The 21,811-nt window shown below is 72.5% G+C and carries 22 protein-coding genes and 1 pseudogene; 12 read left to right on the forward strand and 11 right to left on the reverse strand.

Annotated elements, in window-relative coordinates:
• Positions 1-43 precede the first annotated feature (43 nt).
• Both ACH4U7_RS26790 and ACH4U7_RS26795 read left to right on the forward strand, forming a co-directional pair.
• Positions 44-580, forward strand: a pseudogene (locus tag ACH4U7_RS26790) (tetratricopeptide repeat protein); the annotation flags it as partial.
• A 35-nt stretch (positions 581-615) separates the two neighbouring features.
• The gene (locus ACH4U7_RS26795; RefSeq protein ID WP_385624855.1) at positions 616-1,113 is read left to right on the forward strand and encodes an NUDIX domain-containing protein; all 498 of its coding nucleotides are present in this window, start codon (positions 616-618) and stop codon (positions 1,111-1,113) included.
• 102 nt (positions 1,114-1,215) lie between these two features.
• Here the strand turns inward: ACH4U7_RS26795 and ACH4U7_RS26800 are convergent, their stop codons facing one another.
• Entirely contained in the window at positions 1,216-2,136 is a 921-nt protein-coding gene (locus ACH4U7_RS26800; RefSeq protein WP_398530386.1) for a nitroreductase/quinone reductase family protein, read from the reverse strand.
• A gap of 302 nt (positions 2,137-2,438) precedes the next feature.
• Positions 2,439-3,830, reverse strand: a complete 1,392-nt coding sequence (locus tag ACH4U7_RS26805; protein WP_398530387.1) for a pyridoxal phosphate-dependent decarboxylase family protein — start codon at positions 3,828-3,830, stop codon at positions 2,439-2,441.
• Between the two features lie 117 nt (positions 3,831-3,947).
• Between ACH4U7_RS26805 and ACH4U7_RS26810 the strand changes: the two genes are divergently transcribed.
• The 3 genes from ACH4U7_RS26810 to ACH4U7_RS26820 all read left to right on the forward strand — a co-directional run bounded on the left by ACH4U7_RS26810 (position 3,948) and on the right by ACH4U7_RS26820 (position 8,008).
• Entirely contained in the window at positions 3,948-4,142 is a 195-nt protein-coding gene (locus tag ACH4U7_RS26810) for a hypothetical protein (protein WP_398530388.1), read from the forward strand.
• Positions 4,106-5,326, forward strand: coding sequence for a PLP-dependent aminotransferase family protein (locus ACH4U7_RS26815; protein WP_398530389.1), 1,221 nt, complete (start codon positions 4,106-4,108; stop codon positions 5,324-5,326). Before ACH4U7_RS26810 ends, ACH4U7_RS26815 begins: the two co-directional genes overlap by 37 nt.
• 144 nt (positions 5,327-5,470) lie before the next feature.
• Positions 5,471-8,008: a SpoIIE family protein phosphatase gene (locus ACH4U7_RS26820; protein ID WP_398530390.1), complete on the forward strand. Its 2,538-nt coding sequence runs from the start codon at positions 5,471-5,473 to the stop codon at positions 8,006-8,008.
• 175 nt (positions 8,009-8,183) lie between these two features.
• Here the strand turns inward: ACH4U7_RS26820 and ACH4U7_RS26825 are convergent, their stop codons facing one another.
• On the reverse strand, positions 8,184-9,830 hold the full coding sequence (locus tag ACH4U7_RS26825; RefSeq protein WP_398530391.1) for an FAD-dependent oxidoreductase: 1,647 nt from the start codon (positions 9,828-9,830) through the stop codon (positions 8,184-8,186).
• A gap of 79 nt (positions 9,831-9,909) precedes the next feature.
• On the opposite strand from ACH4U7_RS26825, the gene ACH4U7_RS26830 reads away from it, so the two are divergent.
• A complete protein-coding gene (locus tag ACH4U7_RS26830; protein ID WP_398530392.1) occupies positions 9,910-10,485 on the forward strand; it encodes a TetR/AcrR family transcriptional regulator in 576 nt (191 codons plus the stop codon).
• A 5-nt stretch (positions 10,486-10,490) separates the two neighbouring features.
• On the opposite strand, the gene ACH4U7_RS26835 is transcribed toward ACH4U7_RS26830, so the two are convergent.
• Positions 10,491-11,489 (reverse strand): LysR substrate-binding domain-containing protein, encoded by a 999-nt coding sequence (locus tag ACH4U7_RS26835; RefSeq protein WP_398530393.1) that lies wholly within the window; start codon positions 11,487-11,489, stop codon positions 10,491-10,493.
• Positions 11,490-11,770: 281 nt separating this feature from the next.
• Between ACH4U7_RS26835 and snpA the strand changes: the two genes are divergently transcribed.
• Both snpA and ACH4U7_RS26845 read left to right on the forward strand, forming a co-directional pair.
• Complete coding sequence (gene snpA, locus ACH4U7_RS26840) at positions 11,771-12,433, forward strand: snapalysin (protein ID WP_398530394.1); 663 nt, start codon at positions 11,771-11,773, stop codon at positions 12,431-12,433.
• A gap of 157 nt (positions 12,434-12,590) precedes the next feature.
• Entirely contained in the window at positions 12,591-12,803 is a 213-nt protein-coding gene (locus tag ACH4U7_RS26845; protein ID WP_398530395.1) for a hypothetical protein, read from the forward strand.
• An 87-nt stretch (positions 12,804-12,890) separates the two neighbouring features.
• Here ACH4U7_RS26845 and ACH4U7_RS26850 read toward each other — a convergent pair whose 3' ends face one another.
• From ACH4U7_RS26850 to ACH4U7_RS26860, 3 genes are all read right to left on the reverse strand, one after another.
• The gene (locus ACH4U7_RS26850; RefSeq protein ID WP_089511132.1) at positions 12,891-13,310 is read right to left on the reverse strand and encodes an anti-sigma factor antagonist; all 420 of its coding nucleotides are present in this window, start codon (positions 13,308-13,310) and stop codon (positions 12,891-12,893) included.
• A 237-nt stretch (positions 13,311-13,547) separates the two neighbouring features.
• On the reverse strand, positions 13,548-13,940 hold the full coding sequence (locus tag ACH4U7_RS26855; RefSeq protein WP_398530396.1) for an STAS domain-containing protein: 393 nt from the start codon (positions 13,938-13,940) through the stop codon (positions 13,548-13,550).
• 204 nt (positions 13,941-14,144) lie between these two features.
• The gene (locus tag ACH4U7_RS26860; RefSeq protein ID WP_398530657.1) at positions 14,145-15,317 is read right to left on the reverse strand and encodes a DUF2330 domain-containing protein; all 1,173 of its coding nucleotides are present in this window, start codon (positions 15,315-15,317) and stop codon (positions 14,145-14,147) included.
• Here ACH4U7_RS26860 and ACH4U7_RS26865 point away from each other — a divergent pair.
• From ACH4U7_RS26865 to ACH4U7_RS26875, 3 genes are all read left to right on the forward strand, one after another.
• Entirely contained in the window at positions 15,199-15,489 is a 291-nt protein-coding gene (locus ACH4U7_RS26865) for a hypothetical protein (protein ID WP_398530676.1), read from the forward strand. The genes ACH4U7_RS26860 and ACH4U7_RS26865 overlap by 119 nt on opposite strands.
• A gap of 216 nt (positions 15,490-15,705) precedes the next feature.
• Positions 15,706-16,671, forward strand: coding sequence for a beta-ketoacyl-ACP synthase III (locus ACH4U7_RS26870; RefSeq protein ID WP_398530397.1), 966 nt, complete (start codon positions 15,706-15,708; stop codon positions 16,669-16,671).
• Between the two features lie 67 nt (positions 16,672-16,738).
• The gene (locus tag ACH4U7_RS26875; RefSeq protein WP_398530398.1) at positions 16,739-17,137 is read left to right on the forward strand and encodes a VOC family protein; all 399 of its coding nucleotides are present in this window, start codon (positions 16,739-16,741) and stop codon (positions 17,135-17,137) included.
• A gap of 38 nt (positions 17,138-17,175) precedes the next feature.
• Here the strand turns inward: ACH4U7_RS26875 and ACH4U7_RS26880 are convergent, their stop codons facing one another.
• From ACH4U7_RS26880 to ACH4U7_RS26890, 3 genes are all read right to left on the reverse strand, one after another.
• Positions 17,176-18,021 (reverse strand): DUF6597 domain-containing transcriptional factor, encoded by an 846-nt coding sequence (locus ACH4U7_RS26880; protein WP_398530399.1) that lies wholly within the window; start codon positions 18,019-18,021, stop codon positions 17,176-17,178.
• Positions 18,022-18,025: 4 nt separating this feature from the next.
• Entirely contained in the window at positions 18,026-18,250 is a 225-nt protein-coding gene (locus ACH4U7_RS26885) for a hypothetical protein (protein WP_014176545.1), read from the reverse strand.
• 77 nt (positions 18,251-18,327) lie between these two features.
• A complete protein-coding gene (locus ACH4U7_RS26890) occupies positions 18,328-19,239 on the reverse strand; it encodes a glutaminase (protein WP_398530658.1) in 912 nt (303 codons plus the stop codon).
• A 167-nt stretch (positions 19,240-19,406) separates the two neighbouring features.
• Between ACH4U7_RS26890 and ACH4U7_RS26895 the strand changes: the two genes are divergently transcribed.
• Entirely contained in the window at positions 19,407-19,997 is a 591-nt protein-coding gene (locus ACH4U7_RS26895) for an N-acetylmuramoyl-L-alanine amidase (RefSeq protein WP_398530400.1), read from the forward strand.
• A 208-nt stretch (positions 19,998-20,205) separates the two neighbouring features.
• Here the strand turns inward: ACH4U7_RS26895 and ACH4U7_RS26900 are convergent, their stop codons facing one another.
• Positions 20,206-21,810, reverse strand: coding sequence for a Na+/H+ antiporter (locus ACH4U7_RS26900; protein ID WP_398530401.1), 1,605 nt, complete (start codon positions 21,808-21,810; stop codon positions 20,206-20,208).
• Position 21,811 lies beyond the last annotated feature (1 nt).

Raw genomic sequence — 21,811 nt, forward strand, 5'->3', positions numbered from 1 at the left:
CTTCGCGAGCAGGGACGGATTCAGTGATGCACTCTCGGCTGGACAAGGGGCCCTCAGCCGCGGCCTTGGCCACGTGGACGGCCAGACCGAGGCGCTGCTCCACATCATCCACGCCCGCGCCTTCGCCGCAATCGACGAGAAACCCACAGCGGCCCGCGCCCTGCTCGCCGCCGAAGACGCCCTGTTACGGGACGACGGCCCTCAGCCCAGCTACTCCCGCGTAAGCGGCCCCGCCGCCAGCCTCGTCACCAGCCACACGGCTCGCACCCTGACCGACCTCGCCGATCACATCGGCACCGAGCAGCAGCACCGCGATGCCCTGGTGCGCTGAGATCCGAAGAAGTACAAGCGTGTCCATGCCCTCACCCACGCGGACCTTGGCGACAGCCTCGCCGCCCAGGCCCGAGCCGATGAGGCCGTCGCCGCCTGGTCCCAGTCCCTGACCCTGATGGAGGGGATGACTTCCGACCGCACCCGCAAGGCCATCACATCGCTGCGCTCCACCCTCGCGATCTACCAGCGCCGCAAAGTGCCCGGAGCCGCCGAACTCGCCCGTCGCGCACGCGAAGCGCTGGCCTAAGCTGCCACCATCCGGCCGACGAAGGGACACCCGCCGTGGCTCAGCGGACAACCGACGACCAGCCCAAAGCCCTGCCGCCCGCCCTCGGATCCATGACCCTGCTGGTCGCCGCCGTCATCGTCCACGACAAGGCCACCAACCGCGTCGTCCTCCTCCAGCGCAGCCAGAACGCCAAGTTCGCCCAGGGCATGTGGGACCTTCCCGTGGGCAAGAGCGAGCCAGGCGAACCCATCACCGAGACCGCCGTCCGTGAGCTGTTTGAGGAGACGGGCCTGACCGTGAAACCGGAGGCCCTGAAGGTCGCCCACATCATCCACGGCGCCTGGGGCGTGGAGGCCCCCAACGGCTTCCTCACCGTCGTCTTCGCCGCCCACGAATGGACCGGCGAGCCCGAGAACCGCGAGCCACGCAAGCATGCCCAGGTCTGCTGGGTCGACGCCGACGCGGTCCCCCAGGAATTCGTGGAGACCACCGCCAGCGCCCTTCACCGTTACCTCGTCGGCGACCCGGGGGTCTCCCTCAACGGCTGGTGAGAGAGACGTTGATGCGACTCGACCGGTTGGTGGCCCGTCTTTTGGCCTACGACTCGATCCTGGGCCGCTTCCCCGGTGTCTCGTGGGGCGAGCTGCCGACCGTCAATCGGCCTGCTGGGTGGGCGGGGTCGGTGGGAAGGGAATCTGCGCCAGGGCGGGGAGCAGCCACTTCTCCTCGTCGTCGAGGTGCCGGGTCAGCTCCTCGCTGATCCGGTCCAGCTCGGCCCGGAAGCGTACGGGGTCGGCGGTGGCGATGTCGGCGAGCAGGGCGAGCAGCCGCTCCTTGAGGCGGCCGAGCGTGCGGTGCTGGTCGCGGAGGTGTTCGAGGGGTTCGCGGAGCTGGGGGTGGTGGGTCGCGAGGGCGGGGAAGACATGGTCGTCCTCGCCGGTGTGGTGATGCGTCAGCCCCTCGCAGAAGGCCAGGCAGTGCTGGCGGATCTGCAGGCCGAGCCCGGGTGGCGGGGGTTCGCCCGGGCCCTGGTGGGCGGCCCGGGCGGCGAGGTGGGCGTCGGCCTCGTCGCGTATGTGGCGCAGCTGGCCGCGCAGCCAGGTGTGGATCTCCAGGAACTTGTCGGCGAGGGTCCTGACCTCGCCGGGCGTCTCCCCCGCTCCATGGTCGGGGCGCTCCAGCACCACGACCGGCAGTGTGCGGGCGGTGCGGCTCTGGTAGTCGCCGTATCCGGGCGCCACCCGCACCACCCGCTCGAAGAGCTCGTCGCGCCGCGCCCCCTCGGCGGGGACCGCGATCGCCTCGTACGCCTCGGTCCCGACCTCCACCCGCACCACGGGGTGGGCGAGGAGGTTGTGGTACCAGGCGGGGTGGCGGGGCCCGCCGAGGTTGGACGCGACGACGAGGTGCCGCTCGCCGTCGCGGACGTAGCCGAGCGGAACGGTGTGGGGCTGCCCCGACTTCGCTCCGGTGGTGGTGAGCAGGAGGAGGTCGCCGCCTTCGAAGGGGCCACCGACCTTTCCTCCGTTTGCTCGGAACTCCTCGATGATCTGCTGGTTGAAGGACTTGGGCATGCGGTGTCGACTCTCCGGAAAAGGCCAAAAAGGCAGGAAAGGGTGTGGAGGCGCGCAGCCCTCGTCCGCAAGTCCCGAGATCTGAAGATCCGGAGATGGACGTGGATGTGTTCAGCCGACGAACAGAAATGACGGACGGGGCCCGACGCGCGATGGCTCTCGGGTCAGATGCGAGGCACGGAGTACGAACTCATGGCGTGGCCCCTTCGTGATGGTGCTCACCCAGCTGCCGACCGGCCCACTGCTCTTTGGTCGACGCCACGTGGCACCGCGCCCCATTACAGCCAGGCGGTCACCCGCTGTCAACATGCGCCCGCACCTCGGGTCGCCTCCGCGAGGCGCCGGGCGATGCGGCGCACATCGGCCCCGGTGGTGCGCCAGTTGCTGAAGGCCGCGCGCAGCGCGGGGGCGCCCGCGTAGACGGTCGGGGTGAGGAAGACCTCGTCGGCCAGCGACTCGGCGAAGGCGGCGAGCCGTTCGGGGGTCGGGTCCTCGGCCAGGGTGAAGCAGACGACGTTCAGCCGGACGGGCGCGAGGAGCCGTAGCCCCGGGGTGGCGTCGACGGCCTCGCCCAGGGCGTGGGCGCAGTCCGTGCAGCGCTCGACGATGTCGCGGTGCCCGTCCCGGCCGTAGGCCCGCAGCGTGAACCAGGCGGCGAGGGCGCGCAGGCGACGGGAGTTCTCGGGGGTGAGGTGGACCAGGTCGGGGGTCGCGCCGAGCGGGCCGAGGTAGGCGGCCGCGTTCTGGAAGACTCGGGCCTGCAGATCGCGGCGGCGGGTGAACTGGACGGCGCTGTCGTACGGCACGTTCAGCCACTTGTGCAGGTCCACGCAGACCGAGTCGGCCGCGTCCAGGCCGGCCACCAGGTGGGCGTGGCGTGGGGAGAGCGCGGCGAAGGCGCCGAAGGCGGCGTCCACGTGGAGCCAGAAGTCGTGGCGGTCCTTCAGGGCGGCGACGGCGCGCAGGTCGTCGAAGTCGACGGTGTTGACCGTGCCCGCGTTCGCGACGACCACGCACGGGCCGTCGGCCCGCGCCAGCGCCTCCTCCAACGCGGCCGGGTCGACCGCCTCCCGTCCGGGCAGGGTCGCCACCTCGGCCAGCGCGCCACGGCCCATGCCGAGCATGGACAGGGCCTTGGCGACGCTGGAGTGCGGGCTGCCGGACAGCACACGCACCGGCCCCAGGGCCGCCGCCCCGGCCTCGGCGACCGAGACGCCCCTGCGTTCCCCCAGCCACTCGCGGGCGATCGCCAGGCCGACCGTGTTGGACATCGTGGCGCCGCTGACGAACGCGCCCTCGTGGGCCGCGCCGAGGCCGAACAGCTCACGCAGCCAGCCGACCGTCTGACGCTCCAAGTGCTGCCCGGTGCCGTCCAGCGACGAGTTGGAGTTCTGGTCCAGGGCCGCGGTCAGCCAGTCCCCGGCCAGCGCGGCCGGTGTGGTGCCGCCGGTGACGAACCCGAGGTAGCGCGGCCCGGGGCTCGCTCCGAAGGCCGGCTCCCAGCGTTCGGCGAACTCCGCCAGCGCGGCCCGCAGTCCGGCCCCCTCCGCTGGCAGCGGTACGGGCTCGGGCGGCCGTACGGAGGGGACGACCGGCCGCTCCTCCAGCCCGTCGAGCACACCTGTGGCGAGCAGCCGGGTGGCCTCCAGGGCGTCGGGCAGATCGGCCAGATCATGGGCGAGTCGAGGGTGCATATCGGCTCCGTTCTCCATCTCGATAAGGGCTCGATGGGGCTCGGGCCGACCCTAGGCAGGGGGAGATCGGGAAGCTCGGTCCAATCGTGGAAAACTGGACCAGTGGGCGACGTCCGTATGACCGATGTCCGTAGCAGCGCCGAGCAGCTGGTCAGAGTGGTGGGCGAGTGGCGCAGGCCCGGCACCCCGCTGGTCGCCGCGCTGGCCGAGGCCGTACGGGAGGCCGTGCTGGACGGCCGGCTGCGCACGGCGGCAGGCTGCCCGCCGAACGCCGCTTGGCCGCCGGGCTCGGCGTCAGCCGCGGCACCCTGACCGCGGCGCTGACGACGCTGCGGGACGGCGGGTGGGTCCATACCCGGCACGGCAGCGCCAGCACCGTACGGCTGCCTCCCGCGGCCGCCGCGCGCATCGCGCCCCTCTCCGCGACCGGGGAGGCCGGCGCCATGGACCTGCGCCAGGCCGTGCCGGCCGCGCCCCGCGCGGCCTATCAGGCGGCCATGCTCCGAGCCGCCGAGCGGGCGGACCCCGTGCTGGTCCAGGACGGGGAGCCGGGGCCGGGGGTGCCCGAGCTGCGGTCGCTGATCGCCCGGCGTCACACGGACGAGGGGCTGCCCACCCGTCCCGAGCAGATCCTGGTCACCTCGGGCGCCCGCGCCTCCCTGGCGCTGCTCGTCGCGCATCTGCGCCCGCGCGTCGCGGCCGTCGAGATCCCCACCTATTTCGGCGCCCTTTCCTTGCTGCGCGGGGCCGGAGCGCGCCTGACCGGCTGCCGGGTCACCGGCGACGGCTGGGACCTCGACCAGCTCGACGACGCCTTCCGCGCGGCGCGCGGCGGACTGGCCTACCTGGTGCCCGACTTCCAGAACCCGACCGGCGCGCTCATGACCCCCCGTACCCGGCGGGCCGTCGCCGAGTCGGCCGCACGCCACCGGGTCACGGTCGTGGCGGACGAGACGATGCGCGACCTCGACCTGCGCGAGGGCGCCGAGAGCGCGGCGCCGCCGCCCCGCATCCGGCGCGCCCTGCTGATCGGCTCGGCCGCCAAGACCGTATGGGGCGGTCTGCGCATCGGCTGGATCCGGGGGCCGGCCGGCCTGATCGGCGAGCTGTGCCGCGACCCGCTGTGCCCGCCGCTGGCCGCGTCGCCGATGCAGCAGCTCGTGGCCGCCGAGCTGCTGGGCGACCCGACGCCCGTACTGCTGCGGCGCCGGGCGGAGCTGCGGCGGCAGCGCGACCACTTGGCCGGGCTGCTGGCCGGGGACGACCGCTGGAGCTTCACCGTCCCGCCCGGAGGGCTCGCCCTGTGGCTGCGGCTGGCCGGCGCGCGGGCTGACGCGGTGGCGGAGCGGGCCCGTGCGCTGGGGGTGGAGGTGTCCCCCGGCCCGGGCTTCGCGGCCGACCGCACCCTCACCCAGTACCTGCGGTTGCCGTACACCCCGCCGCCCTCCGCGCTCGACCGCGTCGCGGCCGTCCTGGACGCGGCGTACAGGCCCTGACGGAGGCGCGTACGCCGCGTCCTGACGAGGGGGTCGCCCCGGTTGATGTGGGGACGGATCTGCACGACGCTGGATCTGCGCGCCCTGGTGACCTCTCCCCTCGGAGGCCGGGGCCAGGCGTGCTGAAGGTGGGACAGATCGACGATGACGGGCCACAAGACCTCCCTTCCCTTTGGCGACGGACCCGGCGACGAGCTCGGCGGCCGGCGGGACAACCCGTTCGACGAGGCGACCACGGCCAGGGCCACGATCAGTGCTGACGCCATCGTGACCAGCTGGAACGAGGGCGCCCGGCGGCTGCTCGGCCACCTTCCCTCGGAGGTGGTGGGGCGGCGGGCCGCCGCCCTGCTCGCCGAGGAGGTCTCCCCCGCCGACGTACGGGCCGTCGCGGCCCTCCCCCGCTGGAGCGGAACGCTGACCCTGCGCCACCGCGACGGCCGCCCCGTACGGGTCCGGCTGCTGGCCCACCGCGGCGAGCCGACCGCCGACGGGCCGGGCGACTGGCTGCTGGTCTCCCCGCTCCCGGACCCCGAGGCCGGGGAGGCTGGAGAGGTCGGAGAGACCGGGGCCGCCGAGGAGGAGGCGAAGGACGAGGCCCTGCTGGCGCTGGCCTCGCAGCAGTCTCCCTGCGCGGTGGCGATCTACGACAGGATGCTGCGGCTGCGCAGGATCAACGATCAGATGGCCGAGGTCATCGGCCTGCCCGAGAACGAGATCCGCGGCCTGCGGATCTCGGAGATCGGCGGGATGCTGGAGAGCGAAGAGCTCGAACGGCACATGGTCGAGGTGCTGCGCACCGGGGAGCGGCGCGATGTGGAGACGTTCCGCCGCGTCGCCGCCGAGGCCTACGCACACGCCTGGTCCGCCCGCCTCGCCCCGGTCAAGGCGCCGGACGGCGAGGTGCGTGGCATCTGTCTGGCCGCCCACGACATCACCGAGCAGTACCTCGCCCGGCAGCGGCTGCTGCTGCTCAGCGAGTCCAGTGTGCGCATCGGCACCACGCTCGACGTCACCCGGACCGCGCAGGAGCTGGCCGACGTGGGCGTCACAGGACTGGCCGACTTCGTCAGCGTCGATCTGCTGGAGCGGCTGGACCAGGACGAGGCGTTCGTCGAGCCGCCGCCCGGCCCGCTCGCCGGCCCGGTGGTGCTGCGCCGGGTCGCCCGTCAGTCCGTCTTCCCCGGCGCCCCGGAGGCCGTGATCAAGCTGGGGCAGGTGGGCACCTATCCGGAGTTCTCCCCACAGGCCACGTCCCTGGCGGTGGGCCGGCCCAGCATCCATCGCGTGACCGACCCCGTCTTCAGGCGCTGGACGGCCGAGAGCCCCGCCCTCGCCGCCATGCTGCGCACCTACGGCCTCCACTCGATGATGTCGGTGCCCATCCGGGCCCGCGGCGTCACCCTCGGAGTGGCCACCTTCTCCCGGCACACCCGGCCCGATCCGTTCACCCATGACGATGTGCTGCTCGCGGAGGAGATCACCACCCGGGCCGCCGTCTGCCTGGACAACGCGCGCCGCTTCACCCGGGAGCGCGACACCGCCCTGGCGCTGCAGCGCAGCCTGCTGCCCCAGACGCTGCCCAGGCCCACGGCGCTCGACATCGCCTTCCGCTACCAGCCCGCGGGGCCGTACGCCGGGGTGGGCGGCGACTGGTTCGATGTGATCCCGCTGTCCGGGGCGCGGGTCGCGCTGGTCGTCGGTGATGTGGTCGGCCACGGCATCCATGCCTCGGCCACCATGGGCCGGCTGCGTACGGCGGTCCGCACCCTGGCCGACGTCGACCTGCCGCCCGATGAACTGCTCACCCACCTCGACGACCTCGTCATCCACCTGTCCGCCGAGGGTGCCGTGTCCACGCTCACCGGGGACGTCACGCCCGCCGAGGACATGACACCCGCCGGGGATGTCGGGGCCACCTGCCTGTACGCGGTGTACGACCCGGTCGCCCGCCGCTGCGCGCTCGCCCGCGCGGGCCATCCGCCGCCGGTCCTGGTGGCCCCCGACGGTACGGTGAGCCCCGTACAGGTGCCGGCCGGGCCGCCGCTGGGCGTCGGCGGGCTGCCCTTCGAGGCGGTCGAGTTCGAGATGCCCGAGGGTGCGGTGCTCGCCCTCTACACCGATGGCCTGATCGGCGGCCGGGGCCGTGACCTCGACGAAGGGCTCACCGCTCTCACCGGCGCGCTGGCCGGCCTCTCCCCCTCCCTGGAGGCCGGATGTGACAGCGTGCTGCGCACACTGCTCCCCGAGCAGGGCGCCCCCGACGACGTCGCCCTCCTTCTGGCCCGCACCCGCGGCCTGGACGCGTCGCGCGTGGCGACCTGGGACGTGCCCGACGACCCGGCCCTCGTGGCCCGGGCCCGCCGGGACGTGACGGACCAGCTGATGGCCTGGGGTCTCGAGGAGGCCGTCTTCACCACCGAACTGGTCGTCAGCGAGCTGGTCACCAACGCCATGCGGCACGCCACCGCGCCCATCCAGCTGCGCCTCATCTACGACCACACCCTGATCTGCGAGGTCTCCGACGGCAGCAACACCGCCCCGCATCTGCGCCGCGCCCGCGTCTTCGACGAGGGCGGGCGCGGGCTGCTGCTGGTCGCGCAGCTGAGCCTGCGCTGGGGCAGCCGGCACTCGGCCACCGGGAAGACGATCTGGGCGGAGCAGGCGCTGCCGTCGCCCGAGTAGTGGCGGTGGGGCTGCGTCGCAAGGTTTCGGCCAGGGTCGGGCAAGGCTTTCGCCCGCGCGTCCGGGCATCCCGTAACCCGTAACGCCGGCAGCGGACGGACGGGGGATGACATGACGGTGATGGAAGGCCCGACGGGCGACGCGGAGTTACGGGGAGCCTGTGCACGGGCTCCCCTCAGGCGGCCGGCCGCCGGGCAGCTGCCGTCTCGGCCTCGGGCGGAAGGACGCGGCTCAGGTAGGCGGTCACCGCCTGGGCGCTGTTGGTGCGCAGGGCGATGTAGCCGTCGGGGCGGATCAGTACCAGCTCGCCCCGGCGGGCCCGGTAGAGGCGCGCGGCCTCGTCGCCGGAAAGAGTCCGCGGGAAGTGCCCCTGGTCGCCGCTCGGGTGCACCTGCCGGGCCCGGCGGCCGACCGCCCGCACGGCGCGCACCCGCGGGCCCCCGAGCGCGCGCAGCGCCGAGGTGGTCTCCGTGCCGAAGCCGAGAATCGTCCAGTGCGGGCCCCGGGTGACGTCGTACAGCCGCAGCGGCGCGCCGTCGGCGGCGGTGCCGCGGGCGTCGGGCGCGCGCTCGCCCGCCTTGGGGCCGCGGCGGGTGGTGCCTGCCGCGGTGAGGGGGGAGTCGGGGTAGGCGATGCCGAGTTGGTCGGTCCTGGCCAGCAGGCGGTTCATGACGGCGGGGTGCTTGATCAGGGGAAAGAGCATGTGGTCGCGTACGAGGCGGCGGGCGCCCTTCAGGGCGAACACCGACTCGAAGCCGCGCGAGCTGTCGGCCAGCACCTTGGCGGCGACGGGCACGCGCTCGGCGCCGTAACTGTCGAGCAGCGTCTCGGGCGCGCCGGCGAGGACGGCGGCCAGCTTCCAGCCCAGGTTGTACGCGTCCTGGATGCCGGTGTTCATGCCCTGGCCGCCGGCCGGGGAGTGCACATGCGCGGCGTCGCCGGCGAGGAAGACCCGGCCGTGCCGGTAGTCGGAGACCATGCGGGCGTTGAAGCGGTAACGCGACAGCCAGCTCGCCTCCGTCAGGGTCACGTCCGTCCGACCGGAGCGCTCCCGGAACAGCTCGCGGAAGATCTCAAGGGTCGGCTCGGGGACCGAACCGTCCGCTTCGGGTACCACGTTGGCCTGGTACTGCCAGGCGTTGCCGGCGTGCGGCAGCGGCGCCACGGCCAGGTATGTGCCGCCTTGGCCGAACCAGGCGCTGGAGGCGTCGCGCGCCAGCCCGTCGATCTTCACATCGCCGACGAGGAAGTACTGGTCGTCGTGCGTGTGCCCGTCCAGCTTCGCGCCGAGCAGGCGGCGCACTGTGCTGCGGCCGCCGTCGCAGCCGACCGCGTAGCGGGCCTTGACCGTCGTACCGCCCGCGAGCGTGGCGGTGACGCCGCGGGCGCCCTGCTCGAAGCCCTCCAGCCCGGCGCCGTACAGCACCGCACCGCCGAACTCCGCGAGCCGGTCGCGCAGTACCCGCTCGACCCGCCACTCGGGCAGCAGCACCAGGTTGGGGTACGGGACGCCCGGCCGCGGTCCCGTCGAGGTGGCGGTGGCCAGCTCAGCGGTGAGTTCACGCCCCTCATGCAGCCGCAGCGGCGTGCCGACGGCCCCGTACGCCAGAACCTCGTCGACGACGCCGAGGTCGTCCAGCACCTCCAGGCTGCGCGGCTGGAGTCCCTTTCCGCGCGATCCGGTCGCGGGGGTCTCGGCGGCGTCGATGAGTACGTGGTCGACGCCGCGGCGGGCGAGTTCGAGGGCCAGGGTCAGGCCGGTCGGGCCGGCGCCCACCACGAGGACCTGGGTTTCACGGTGGTCGATGTCGCGCTTCGCCATCGGATCTCTCCTTCCGCCACAGGCGCATCACTACGTCGTAGTACTCATTTGTAGTACTGCAATGTAGTAGTGTCAAGGCATGCCGAAGAAGAGCAATCGCCGGGAACTCCTCGCCGACACCGCCATGCGGCTCATCGACGACGCCGGCCTCGCCGCCGTGACCCATCGCGCGATCGACGCCGCTGCCGGCGTGCCGGTCGGCACCACCTCGAACTACTTCCGGACCAGAGCCGCCCTTTACGAGGCCATCGCCCACCGCATCCTGGACCACCAACTCGCCGCCGAGGCAGCGGCATCGACGTCCGCCTCGTCCGACCGCGCGGATCTCGTCGAAGCTCTGGCCACCGCGGTCGACGTCGGGGCGGGCGCGGCCCGCAACCGCTACCTGGCCCGCTTCGAGCTCTCCCTGGAAGCCGCCCGCAGCCCGGAACTGGCCGCCGTCATGCGTGAACTGCGCGCCGTGACCCTACGCACTCGCGCCGCCCAGGTCCGTGCCGTCCACCCGGAGGCGACCGACGAGCACATCGACGCCCTGGCCTCCCTGCTGACCGGCGTAGCCTTCGACCGCCTCACCCTCGGCGTCCCCGCCATGGACACCAGGGACGTCGTACGCGCGGTGGTGTCCGGGCTCCTGCCGGGCGCGGCCGCGTCGTGACCGCCTTATGCCGATGCCTCACGGGCCGGGGGCGGGACGGGGAGCATGCCGTCGCGGGTGCGCAGCAGGGGGTTGTCGTTGCGCAGCAGCCACTGTCGGTACGCCGCGCTCGCCCAGGCCGCCTCCAGATAGGAGTCCCTGAGGTCGTGGAAGAGCGCGTCCGCGGTGGGCGGGTCGGTGGCGCGGGAGGCCAGGGACAGGCGGAGGGTGAGGGGGTCGTCGCGGAGGGGGCGGATGGTGAGGCCGGGGCGGGGGGTGGCGGTGGGGCGGCAGAGGGTGATGAGTTCGCCGGAGGCGACCAGGTCGGCGGCGGTGGGGTAATCGCCGTAGACGACGCGGGGTCTTCGGCCCGCCGCGGCGAAGACGCGGCGGAGGGTGGCTTCCTGACCGTCCAGGGCGGGGTCGACCATCCACTGGTCGGCGGCGAGGTCGGCGAGGGTGACGAGGGGGCGGGCGGCGGCCGGGTGGGTGGTGGGGAGGGCGACGAACTGCGGCTCCCGGGCGACGAGGACGCGTCGCCTTACGCCGTCGGGGGCCCGCAGCGGGGCGTCCTCGGCCTCGTGGACGAAAGCGACGTCCAGTTGGTTCTCGGCGACCATCCGCAGCAAAGAGTCGGCCCAGACGTCGATGTGGATCGTGGTGTCCGCGTCGGGAAAGCGGGCGCGGAGTCGGCGCAGCCATCCCGCCACGGCCTGGCTGCCCGTGCTGCCGACGCGCAGCCGGGCGCCGGTGGCCCGGCCGGCCTCCTGTTTGGCCTCGGCGACCAGGGCGTTCATTTCGGCCACGATGGGCCGGGCCCGGCACAGCACGGAGCGTCCGAGCGGGGTCGGCCGGCTGCCGGTGAGCTCGCGCGAGAACAGCGAACCGCCGATGGCGTTCTCGATGCGCCTGAGCTGAGTCGTCAACGAGGGCTGGCTCATGCCCAGCTGCCGTGCGGCCTTCCGTAAGCTGCCGGTGTCGGCGATGGCGCACAGTGCGCGAAGGTGCCTGACCTCGAGCTCCACGGCGCGAGCATAACGGGGCGTCAGGACGTCACACCAGACACTCAACCCACACGAACACCACATCCCGGGCAGCCAATTGACGGTCGATCGCGTCGGGGAGACAGCCGGAAACATGGCGGCACGCCGGGGTGATGTGATGGTGCTATCGCCTGTTGATATCTCCGCGTAGCGCCAGATCTCACCAAGACTTCGGGGCACCAAGCGTTCATCCCACGGCCTCGGCCCGCCTCCCACACCACGGCGGCCGGCCGCGGCCTGACGGACGATGAGGAGCCCCCCACATGAGATTCTCCACGTCTGCGCTCGTGACCACCCTGGGCCTCGGCCTGGCCTCGACCCTGTCCGCCGTACCCGCCTCCGCCGCCACACCCGACAGCGGCGCCGTCAGCCACACCGCCAAGTCCGCGTACGTCGCGAGCGGCGAGAGCCGCGGCGACACCGACGCCTTCCTCAAGGCCGTGATCAAGTCGGTGCTGGCCAAGCGGGGCGTGGTGCCCGGCACGCAGGCCGTCACCGTCACCTACAGCACGAGCAGGGCCCCGAGCTTCAAGTCCGTGATAGCCCGCTCCACCCAGATCTGGAACTCCTCGGTCAGCAATGTGAAGCTCCAGGAGGGCAGCAACGCCGACTTCGAGTACCGCGAGGGCAACGACCCCGCCGGCTCGTACGCGAGCACGGACGGCCATGGCAGCGGCTACATCTTCCTGGACTACGCGCAGAACCAGCAGTACGACTCCACCCGTGTCACCGCGCACGAGACCGGGCATGTGCTCGGACTGCCGGACCACTACTCCGGTCCGTGCAGCGAGCTGATGTCGGGCGGCGGGCCGGGCACATCCTGCAAGAACTCACAGCCCAACGCGGCCGAGATCAGCAGGGTGAACCAACTGTGGGCGAACGGCCTGGCCGGCCTCACCAAGACGCTCGAGGTAAGCGCCCGATAGGGCCACCATCACCAGCACCTCGCACCGCACCCGGCACCCGCTTCACGCCGGGTGCGGTCCGGTGTCCGCCGGGAGTACGGTAAAGGCACCGAGAGCATTTCGCACATACCGGCCGGATTCCCCTGGGGCTGGGGTCCGGCCGCGGGGAGTGAGCACCATGGAGACCGTCGTCACCGTGGCCGTGATCGCCGCGCTGATCGCCGTGGGCGTGGTGGTGATCCACCGGCTCAACGCCCAGCACGGCAGTCGGGTCTCCGCCCTCCGCTACGGCGACACCCCGCCCGGGCAACGCCCTCTGCGTCACCACCGCGCCCTCAGCCGCTGGCGGCCGGGCCACCGCGTCGGCTCCGGGCGGAAGCGGCGGGCCTGAGCGGCGGGCGCGAGCGGTCTGGACCCGGGAGCCTCAGTCCCGGCCCCGACCCCTGCCCCGGTCGGCCGCAGCCCCATTCCGCCCCGGTCAGTCCTCCCGTAACGCGTCCGCCAGCGTCGGCACCGGGCACACCACGTCCAGCAGCCCGCCCACCCGCAGCGTGCGCAGGATCAGCGGGCTGTCGCAGACCACCCGCAGCCGGCCACCGCGGTCCCGCACCCTGCGGTAGGCACGGCACAGCAGCTCCACCCCCGAGCAGTCGAAGAAGCACGTCGGGGTCAGGTCGATGACGACGGCGGGCGCGGGCGGGGAGGTGGCCCGGTCCAGCTCCAGGCCGACGGATTCCCGGCCGACGATGTCGATCTCGCCGTGGAGCTCCACGACCGTGTATCCGCCGACGCCGTACGCGCAGGCGCGGGGCGCCGCGCTCCGGTCCGCGCGGAAGCGCTCGGGGGTGATCGCGGCAGGCGGAGGCGCCTCCTGGCGGGGAGCGCCTTGCTGCGTCATCGCGAAATCACCTCGGAACGGCACACTGCCCCCTTTCACCATCGATAGGCTCCCGGAAGCGGGCACAGTCTGCATCGGGGCGGATACCACCGGGTCCTGGGTGACGTGCCGCGAGCGTAGAGGGGTGACCGCCGGTTACGGAGGTAGGCACCCCATATTTCCCAGAGTAAATGCGCTCGTACGAGTGAATTTCTGTTCTTACTATTGACACTTGGTCGGACGATGCTTGGCGACGGTTCAGGCGATGACGCCATTGCTCCCTCCGGCGCTCACCTCCCCCGACCGCGCGACCGCCAGGGCCAGGTCATCCACGACCTCGAAGGCGTCCTCGAGCCGGACCATGCGCAGCAGCCGGGTGAACCGCGGGTCGACGATCACCAGCCGCAGCCGTCCGCCGCGCTCCAGCGCGCGATTGCGCAGGCGGCACAGCAGGGACACCCCGGCACAGTCCAGGAAGGTCACCATCCGCAGGTCCAGGACCAGGTTCGGACGGGCCTCGCGGGCGAGGGAATCGAGCCGGGCGGACATCCTCGCCGCGGCGAAGATGTCCAGCTCACCGGAGATCTCAGCCACCGTGACGCCGCCGAGCACACGCACACGAACACCGAATGCGGGCCGATCGTCAAACATGAAAGCCCCCTTGGGGTGATGGAGGCGCGACCCCGTCAGTACATGACATACCCATCTATCCGCCCACCAGTCAACGAACGGGCGGGCAAGTGTCGTTGGCGTATTTGCGGTGGGCTCATGAACAACACCCCGCTGCCTGCCCCTAGAACCCCCGCGGCCTGCCCGGACAACACCCCGCACCCCGCGGACCTGCAAGCTTCCGGACTACGACGGCAAGCTGTCCTGACCCGGCGACAGGTGCTGCGGATACCCCGGCGAGTCCCCCGGCCCGGGCGGGCCTCCCGGCCCCCAGAACCGATCCGCCCGCCTGCGCCGCCTGGCCGCCATCAGCAGCGTCAGCGCGCCGGCCAGCACGGCCAGCAGGCCGCCGCCCACGGTCAGCAGCCACGCGGGGACGCCCCCGATGGTCAGCAGCTTGTGGTCGTATGTGACGCGTTGATAGGTGTCGTCCTTCTCCGCGCGCCGGAACTCATGGTCCCCGTAGATGAGTTCCGGCCGCGGAAACGACTGCTGGAAGCTCGTCAGGAACATCCGCTTCCCCGCCAGCTCCGCCAGGTCCCCCAGCGGCGCCTGCCCCGGGGTGAACCACCCGGCGTAGGTCACCCGCGGCGCCCCGCCCCCGATGTCGCCGCGCGGCTCCATGCGGTGCGGCGCCAGGACGTACAGCTCGAGGTTCTGCGGCGTCTTCGCCAGCCGCGACAGCCGCATGGGATAGATCAGACGGTTCGATTCGAAGGTGAGCCGCAGCGGGTCGAGCGTCCCGCCCAGCACGTCCTTGGCCCCGTCCTTGGCCCCGTCCTTGGCCCCGTCGCCCCGGTCGGCGACCGCCGCGGGCGCCAGGCGCACCGCCACGTACTCCCACTTGGCGCGTACGTACGGCTTGAGCCCGTCCGCCAGCCGGTCCGGCAGCTGGAAGCCGTGCTTCTCCAGCCAGTCGCGCAGCGCGTCCGGGTCGGTCGCGGTGAGCCGGGCGACGTCGAACGGACCGAGCCGTTCACGGCCGACGACGCCCACGCGCGGGGGCGCGCTCGACGGGACGCCCGCCCCGGCGCCGGCCCCGTCGACGTACCTGATCTTTCGGTCGTCGAAGGGCCAGTCGCCCGTCCTCGGCCAGAAGTAGTGGCGCGTCCGGTGCACCGGCGCGGTGACCTCGCCCACCTCGTCGAACAGCGCGCGGTCCCCGAGCCGGACCGTCGCCCGGTGCGGCACGGGCATGATCCAAGCCGCCTCGTGGGCGTCGCCGCCCACCGTCAGGCTCATGACGATCTCCTCGGTGTGGCCGTCCCAGCGCACCACCGATGTCTCCCGCGCCACCGCCACGGTGGTGTTCCGGCCGGGCACCAGCCCGCCGCAGCCACAGGCGTACGCCGGCCACACCAGCGATCCGAGCTGGATCGACACCAGCGCCAGCACCACCAGCCAGGTCCGCTGCCACCCCGGCCGCGACATCCGTCCCCCGACGTACCGCACTCCGCACTCCCCCGCCCGCGGCTCCGGCTCGGCCGTACCGCGCATCACCGTGATATTCACCGTGCCCGTACCCGCCTGACCGGCGGACATGTCCTCAGACGGTGGCAACGAGGGATCCGGTTCCTTGGCTGGAAAGGTGGAAAGCTCCAGATCTCGAGGCGCAATGTTGGTACATAACGGCGCGCGCGGGGCCCGTGCGCCCCACAAGACTGGCCTGCACAGCCCGACCGGGCGCCGCCCACCCCGCATATCCGGGCGGCGGCCGGATGGACGACACCCGCGCGAAGGGGCAGAGATGACGGGTTCACGCATAGCCGCCGTCGGCCACTACCAGCCCGCGAGGGTGCTCACCAACGACGATCTGGCCGCCATCGTCGACACCAGCGACGAATGGATCCGCACCCGGGTCGGGATCCGCACCCGGCACATCGCCCGGGCGGACGAGACAGTGGACGAGATGGCCGCCGCGGCGGCCAGCAAGGCCCTCGCCGCGAGCGGGCTCGCACTCGCCGACATCGACCTCGTGGTCGTCGCCACGTCCACGGCGATCGACCGCAGCCCCAATATGGCGGCTCGCGTCGCCGCCCGGCTGGGCCTCGGCTCCCCCGCCACCTTGGACATCAATGTGGTCTGCGCGGGCTTCACCCACGCCCTGGCCACCGCCGATCACACCATCCGGGCCGGGGCGGCCTCCGCCGCCCTGGTCATCGGCGCCGACAAGTTCACCGAGGCGGCCGACTGGACCGACCGCTCCAGCTGCGTGCTGCTCGGCGACGGCGCCGGCGCGGCGGTCGTGGTGGCCGATGACCGGGCACAGGAGGCGGACGGGGACGGCGTCCCGGGGATCGGTCCGGTGGTCTGGGGCTCGGTGCCCGAGATGGGCCACGCCGTACGTATCGAGGGCTCTCCGCCCCGCTTCTCGCAGGAGGGCCAGGCCGTCTACCGCTGGGCCACCACCCAACTGCCGCCCATCGCGCGCGAGGTGTGCGCACGGGCCGGAATCACCCCCGAGGAGCTGGCCGGGGTGGTGCTGCACCAGGCGAACCTGCGGATCATCGAGCCGGTCGCGCGCAAGCTCGGCGCCACGAACGCGGTCATCGCGCGCGATGTCGTCGACTCCGGCAACACCTCGGCGGCCAGCGTGCCGCTCGCGCTGTCCAAGCTGGTCGAGCGGCGGGAGATCGCTCCGGGCGCGCCGGTGCTGCTCTTCGGCTTCGGCGGCAATCTGTCGTACGCGGGTCAGGTCATCCGCTGCCCATAGGACACGCCGCCAGGCCGTGTCCGATTCGTTCAAGACCGGCGGCCTCCCGCGTGCCTACGCTGCCGCCATGACAGCACGATTCGACGCGATCGGCCTGGTCGTGACCGACCTGGCCGCATCTCTCGCCTTCTATCGACGCCTCGGTCTCAGCATTCCCGCCGACGCCGACAACCAGCCGCATGTCGAGGCGACCCTGCCCGGCGGGCTGCGCCTGATGTGGGACCCCATCGAGACGGTCCGCTCCTTCGACCCCGACTGGACGCCGTCGTCGGGCGGGTCCAGCCGTATCGGCCTGGCCTTCGCGTGCGACAGCCCGGCGGATGTGGACAAGACGTACGCCGAGCTCGTCCAGTCGGGTGTGCGCGGCTACAAGCAGCCGTGGGACGCGTTCTGGGGGCACCGGTACGCCACCGTCCTCGACCCGGACGGCAACGGCGTCGACCTGTTCGCGCCCCTGCCCGGCTGACCCTGTCCAGCTGACCCTGTCCAGCTGACCGGGCGCCACTACCGAAGGAGCCGGCCCAGCGGCGCCCCGGTCAGCGCCCTGACCTCGCGTGCGAGATGGGCCTGGTCGGCGTATCCGGTGACGGCCGCGACCTCGGCGAAGGCCGTTCCCGCCCGGGCCGCGTCCAGCGCGCGGTTCAGCCGCAGGACCCGGGCCAGCGTCTTGGGGCCGTAGCCGAACGCCGCGAGCGACCGCCGGTGCAGCTGCCGCTCCCCGAGGCCCACCGCCGCGGCGACCTCGGCGACGGACCGGCCGCCGGAGAGCCCCGCGACGACCGCCCCGACCGCCGGATCGGGCCGCTCCGCACGGTGCAGCCGGTCCAGCGCGACGGCCTCCAGGAGGCGGCTGACCCCGCGAGGGCCCGTACCGCCGAGGGCCGCGCCATCCGGGCCCTCAGCGCCTGGCTCGGCGCCGTACGGGACCGTGCCGTACGGGCTCGCGCCATCCGCGCCCGTATCGCCGCGGGCCGCCTCCTCCGCCAGCCGCTCGGTGAGCCGCCGCACCTCGGCGTCCGGCCACAGCGCCGCCAACGGCACCCGCTGGTCCCGCAGTTCGTACGCGGGCACGCCGAGCACATCGGGGCCGGTGCCGGGGGCGAACCGCAGTCCGACCCAGCGGGCGCCCGGCGAGCCCTGGGCGAGATGGGCCCGGGTGTCGGGGCCGGCCACGAACAGCACCCCGTCCGAGGTGCCCGAGGCCGCCGGATCGCCGCAGCTCCAGATCAAATCGGTGCAGCCGTCCGGCAGCACCCGCTGCGGCCCGGCCCCGGCGGTACGGGACCACACCACCGCCCGGCCGCCCAGCGGCCTGGATCCCCACTCCTGGTACAGCTCCTGGTACAGCACCTCGTCAGGGAACCTCGCGCAGATACATCGCGCCACAGGAATGACAGAAGGGCACTGAGTCGTCCGTGGCCCAGACCTCCGCCGACTGCGTCTCGGCGTCCGGGTCCAGCTCGCGCCCGCACATCGCGGTCGTGCCGTTGGCGCGGACCATGTGCCAGATCTTGACCGGCGCGGCGGCCACCCGCCCGGAGCTGCCTTCCTCGTATTCGGCGCGCATCTCGTGCTGCATGCGTACACCTCCTGCTCTCTCCATGGTCCCGCCCGCCGCGGCCGTTGGCCAGCGGGCACCACCGCGCCCGGCCACGCTTAGAACACCGACCAGCCGGTCAGCGTCGTGAAGTGGTCGAGCGCCGCCATCCCGGCCACCGAGTTGCCCCGTGCGTCGAGCCCCGGGCTCCAGACGCACAGCGTGCACCGGCCGGGTATCACCGCGACGATGCCGCCGCCGACGCCGCTCTTGCCGGGCAGACCGACGCGGTAGGCGAAGTCGCCCGCCGCGTCGTACGTACCGCAGGTGAGCATGACCGCGTTGATCCGCTTCGCCTGGCGCGGCGACAGCAGCCGGGAGCCGTCCGCGCGCAGCCCGTGCCGGGCCAGGAAGCCGCCCGCGACGGCCAGGTCGCGACAGCTCATCTCGATCGAGCACTGCCAGAAGTAGTGCTCCAGGACGGTGGTGACGGGGTTGTCGAGGTTGCCGTAGCTCGCCATGAAGTGCGCGAGCGCGGCATTGCGGTCGCCGTGCTCGGACTCGGAGGCCGCGACGGCCTGGTCGAAGGCGAGGTCGGGGTTGCCGCTCTCGGCGCGCAGGAACTCCAGCATGGTCGTGCTGGCGTCGCCGGTCAGGGTCTGCAGCCGGTCGGTGACGACCAGGGCGCCGGCGTTGATGAACGGATTGCGCGGGATGCCGTTCTCGTACTCCAGCTGCACCAGGGAGTTGAAGGGGTTGCCGGACGGCTCCCGGCCGACCCGCCGCCAGATCCGCTCGCCGTCCTGTTCGAGGACGAGCGCGAGGCTGAACGCCTTGGAGATGCTCTGTACGGAGAAGGGGACCTCCCAGTCGCCGACCCCGGTCACCGTGCCGTCCACGTCCGCGACGGCGATACCGAACCGGCGTGGGTCCACCGAGGCCAGCGCGGGGATGTACTGGGCCACCTCGCCCTGGCCGATATGTGGTGCGACGTGGGTCGCGACCTCCTCCAAAAGTGCCTGGTAGTCCATGGTGGCGTGCTTCTTCCTGCGCATCGTCGAGCGGATCGGAACGCACCATAACCGGAGTGCCCCACATCGCTGCATCAGGGATTCATCACCGAGTGTTCTCGTGGGTATGCAGGGGGTGACAGTCGGGCCGCATTGGGCGGCCCTGCACGATGCGAACGGAGGCGGCCATGGCCTCACCCATGTCCGCGGGGGACTTTTTGGCGGCTCTGCAGCGAGAGGGCCTGCGTGTGGTGCAGGTCGGGGACTGGCGGCACCACAACAGAAACCACAAGGGGCCCTGGGGCGAGGTGCACGGTGTCATGATCCACCACACGGTCACCTCGGGCACCGACCTGACCGTACGGATCTGCCGGGACGGCTTCGAGGCGCTGCCCGGTCCGCTGTGCCATGGCGTGATCGCCAAGGACGGCGAGGTGCACCTGGTCGGCTACGGCCGCGCCAACCACGCGGGGCTCGGCGACGACGAGGTGCTGCGGGCGGTGATCGCCGAGAAGGCCCTGCCTCCGGACAACGAGGCGAACACGGACGGCAATCGCTGTTTCTACGGCTTCGAATGCGAAAACCTCGGCGACGGAAAGGACCCCTGGCCGGAGGCCCAACTGGAGGCGATCGAGCGGGCCGCGGCGGCGATCTGCCGCTATCACGGCTGGACCGAGCGCTCGGTGATCGGCCATCTCGAATGGCAGCCGGGCAAGACGGACCCGCGCGGCTTCACCATGGCCTCGATGCGGGCGCGCATCCGCGACCGGCTGAAGTGACCGGCTGAGGCGACAGGCCCCAGGGCCTGTCGTCAAAGGGGGCGCCCTGCTCCCGACGCCGCAGTGACATCAGCCGCTACCGCGGCGGGCGGCACCTCGCTGCGTTGTCGCATCGCCCGAGTACGCCCAGTACGAGGGCGACGCTCCGCCTTGCGATGCACCGCACCAGACGCCGCTCGCGGCCGGACGCCCCCTTTGACGACAGGCCCTAGCCGTCCGCGTTCTCCTCCCGGTAGGCCGCCGCCTCCTCCAGGTCCAGCCTGCGCAGCAGCGTCCGCAGCATCTCGTCGTCGATCCGCCGGGCGTCGCGGAGTTCCACGAACACCGCGCGCTCGGCGCCGATCACCTCGCGGGCCAGTCGGCGGTAGGTGTCGTCGGCCGACTCCCCCGTCACCTCGTTCACCGCCCCCAGCCGCTCCCACACCGCGTTGCGGCGCCGCTCCAGCACCGCGCGGAGCCGGTCGGCGAGCGGCTGGGGCAGGGCGTTGCGCTCATCGGCGAGGAGTTCGTCGAGGCGGCGCTCGGCGGCCCGGGACGCCTCGTTCTGCGCCTGCGCCTCCGCCAAGGTCTCGGCCTGCACGTCACGGCCGGGCACCGGCAGCAGCCGGATCAGCGCGGGCAGGGTGAGCCCTTGGATGACGAGGGTGCCGATGACGGTCGTAAAGGTCAGAAAGAGGATGAGGTTACGAGCCGGGAAGGGGATTCCACCGTGCCCGGTCAGCGGGATCGAGAAGGCGATGGCCAGCGAGACCACCCCGCGCATCCCGGCCCAGCCGACGATGACCGGCGAGGTCCAGTCGGTCTCCGGCTCCCGCTCGCGGATCCGGCGGGACAGCGCCCGGGGCAGGAAGGTCGCGGGGAAGACCCAGAGGAAGCGTACGCACACGACCGCGAGGAAGAGCGTGGCCGCGTACCAGCCCGCCTCGCCGGCCCCGTACTCGCCCAGGCCCCGCAGCACCACCGGCAGCTGCAGCCCGATCAGGGCGAACACGGCGGACTCCAACACGAAGGCGATCATCTTCCACACCGCCGACTCCTGGAGCCTGGTGGCGAAGTCCACCTGCCAGGAGTGGTGCCCGAGGTAGAGGGCGACCACGACGACCGCGAGCACGCCCGAGGCATGGACCTGTTCGGCCGCCAGGTACGCGACGAAGGGGATGAGCAGCGAGAGGGTGTTCTGCAGCAGCGGATCGCGCAGATGGGTGCGCAGCCAGTGCAGCGGCACCATCAGGATCAGACCGACCCCGACGCCGCCGACGGCCGCGAGGGCGAATTCCCGCAGACCCCCTGTCCAGGTGGCCCCCTCGCCGACCGCCGCGGCCAGCGCCACCTTGTAGGCGGTGATGGCCGTGGCGTCGTTGACCAGGGACTCGCCCTGGAGGACGGTGGTCAGGCGGGAGGGCAGGCCGACGCGCCGGGCGATGGCCGTCGCCGCCACCGCGTCCGGCGGGGCGATGACCGCGCCCAGGACGAGCGCGGCGGTCAGCGGCAGGTCCGGCACCAGCAGATAGGCGAGCCAGCCGACCACGAGGGTCGCGAAGAGCACATATCCGATGGACAGCAGGGCGACGGGACGGATGTTGGCGCGCAGGTCCAGGTACGAACTTTCGAGCGCCGCCGTGTGCAGCAGGGGCGGCAGCACGAGGGGCAGCACGATATGCGGGTCGAGCGTGTACTCGGGCACCCCGGGCACGTACGAGGCGATGAGTCCGACGGCGACCAACAGCAGGGGAGCGGGCACCGGTGTGCGGCGGGCCGCGCCCGCGACGGCCGCGCTGCCCGCGACCAGCACCAACAGTGGAAATACATCCATG

The sequence above is a fragment of the Streptomyces sp. NPDC020845 genome, from assembly GCF_044334165.1.
In the GTDB taxonomy this organism is placed as follows: Bacteria; Actinomycetota; Actinomycetes; order Streptomycetales; family Streptomycetaceae; genus Streptomyces.

What these genes read in the sequence shown, in the direction of transcription:
- ACH4U7_RS26805 (WP_398530387.1), bottom strand. Translation starts at nt 3,830, where the DNA reads ATGCACCCTCGACTCGCCCATGATCTGGCCGATCTGCCCGACGCCCTG.
- ACH4U7_RS26870 (WP_398530397.1), top strand. Translation starts at nt 15,706, where the DNA reads ATGACGGGTTCACGCATAGCCGCCGTCGGCCACTACCAGCCCGCGAGG.
- ACH4U7_RS26850 (WP_089511132.1), bottom strand. Translation starts at nt 13,310, where the DNA reads ATGACGCAGCAAGGCGCTCCCCGCCAGGAGGCGCCTCCGCCTGCCGCG.
- ACH4U7_RS26875 (WP_398530398.1), top strand. Translation starts at nt 16,739, where the DNA reads ATGACAGCACGATTCGACGCGATCGGCCTGGTCGTGACCGACCTGGCC.
- ACH4U7_RS26810 (WP_398530388.1), top strand. Translation starts at nt 3,948, where the DNA reads ATGACCGATGTCCGTAGCAGCGCCGAGCAGCTGGTCAGAGTGGTGGGC.
- snpA (WP_398530394.1), top strand. Translation starts at nt 11,771, where the DNA reads ATGAGATTCTCCACGTCTGCGCTCGTGACCACCCTGGGCCTCGGCCTG.
- ACH4U7_RS26800 (WP_398530386.1), bottom strand. Translation starts at nt 2,136, where the DNA reads ATGCCCAAGTCCTTCAACCAGCAGATCATCGAGGAGTTCCGAGCAAAC.
- ACH4U7_RS26890 (WP_398530658.1), bottom strand. Translation starts at nt 19,239, where the DNA reads ATGGACTACCAGGCACTTTTGGAGGAGGTCGCGACCCACGTCGCACCA.
- ACH4U7_RS26895 (WP_398530400.1), top strand. Translation starts at nt 19,407, where the DNA reads ATGGCCTCACCCATGTCCGCGGGGGACTTTTTGGCGGCTCTGCAGCGA.
- ACH4U7_RS26900 (WP_398530401.1), bottom strand. Translation starts at nt 21,810, where the DNA reads ATGGATGTATTTCCACTGTTGGTGCTGGTCGCGGGCAGCGCGGCCGTC.
- ACH4U7_RS26830 (WP_398530392.1), top strand. Translation starts at nt 9,910, where the DNA reads ATGCCGAAGAAGAGCAATCGCCGGGAACTCCTCGCCGACACCGCCATG.
- ACH4U7_RS26865 (WP_398530676.1), top strand. Translation starts at nt 15,199, where the DNA reads ATGACGATCTCCTCGGTGTGGCCGTCCCAGCGCACCACCGATGTCTCC.
- ACH4U7_RS26820 (WP_398530390.1), top strand. Translation starts at nt 5,471, where the DNA reads ATGACGGGCCACAAGACCTCCCTTCCCTTTGGCGACGGACCCGGCGAC.
- ACH4U7_RS26855 (WP_398530396.1), bottom strand. Translation starts at nt 13,940, where the DNA reads ATGTTTGACGATCGGCCCGCATTCGGTGTTCGTGTGCGTGTGCTCGGC.
- ACH4U7_RS26825 (WP_398530391.1), bottom strand. Translation starts at nt 9,830, where the DNA reads ATGGCGAAGCGCGACATCGACCACCGTGAAACCCAGGTCCTCGTGGTG.
- ACH4U7_RS26845 (WP_398530395.1), top strand. Translation starts at nt 12,591, where the DNA reads ATGGAGACCGTCGTCACCGTGGCCGTGATCGCCGCGCTGATCGCCGTG.
- ACH4U7_RS26885 (WP_014176545.1), bottom strand. Translation starts at nt 18,250, where the DNA reads ATGCAGCACGAGATGCGCGCCGAATACGAGGAAGGCAGCTCCGGGCGG.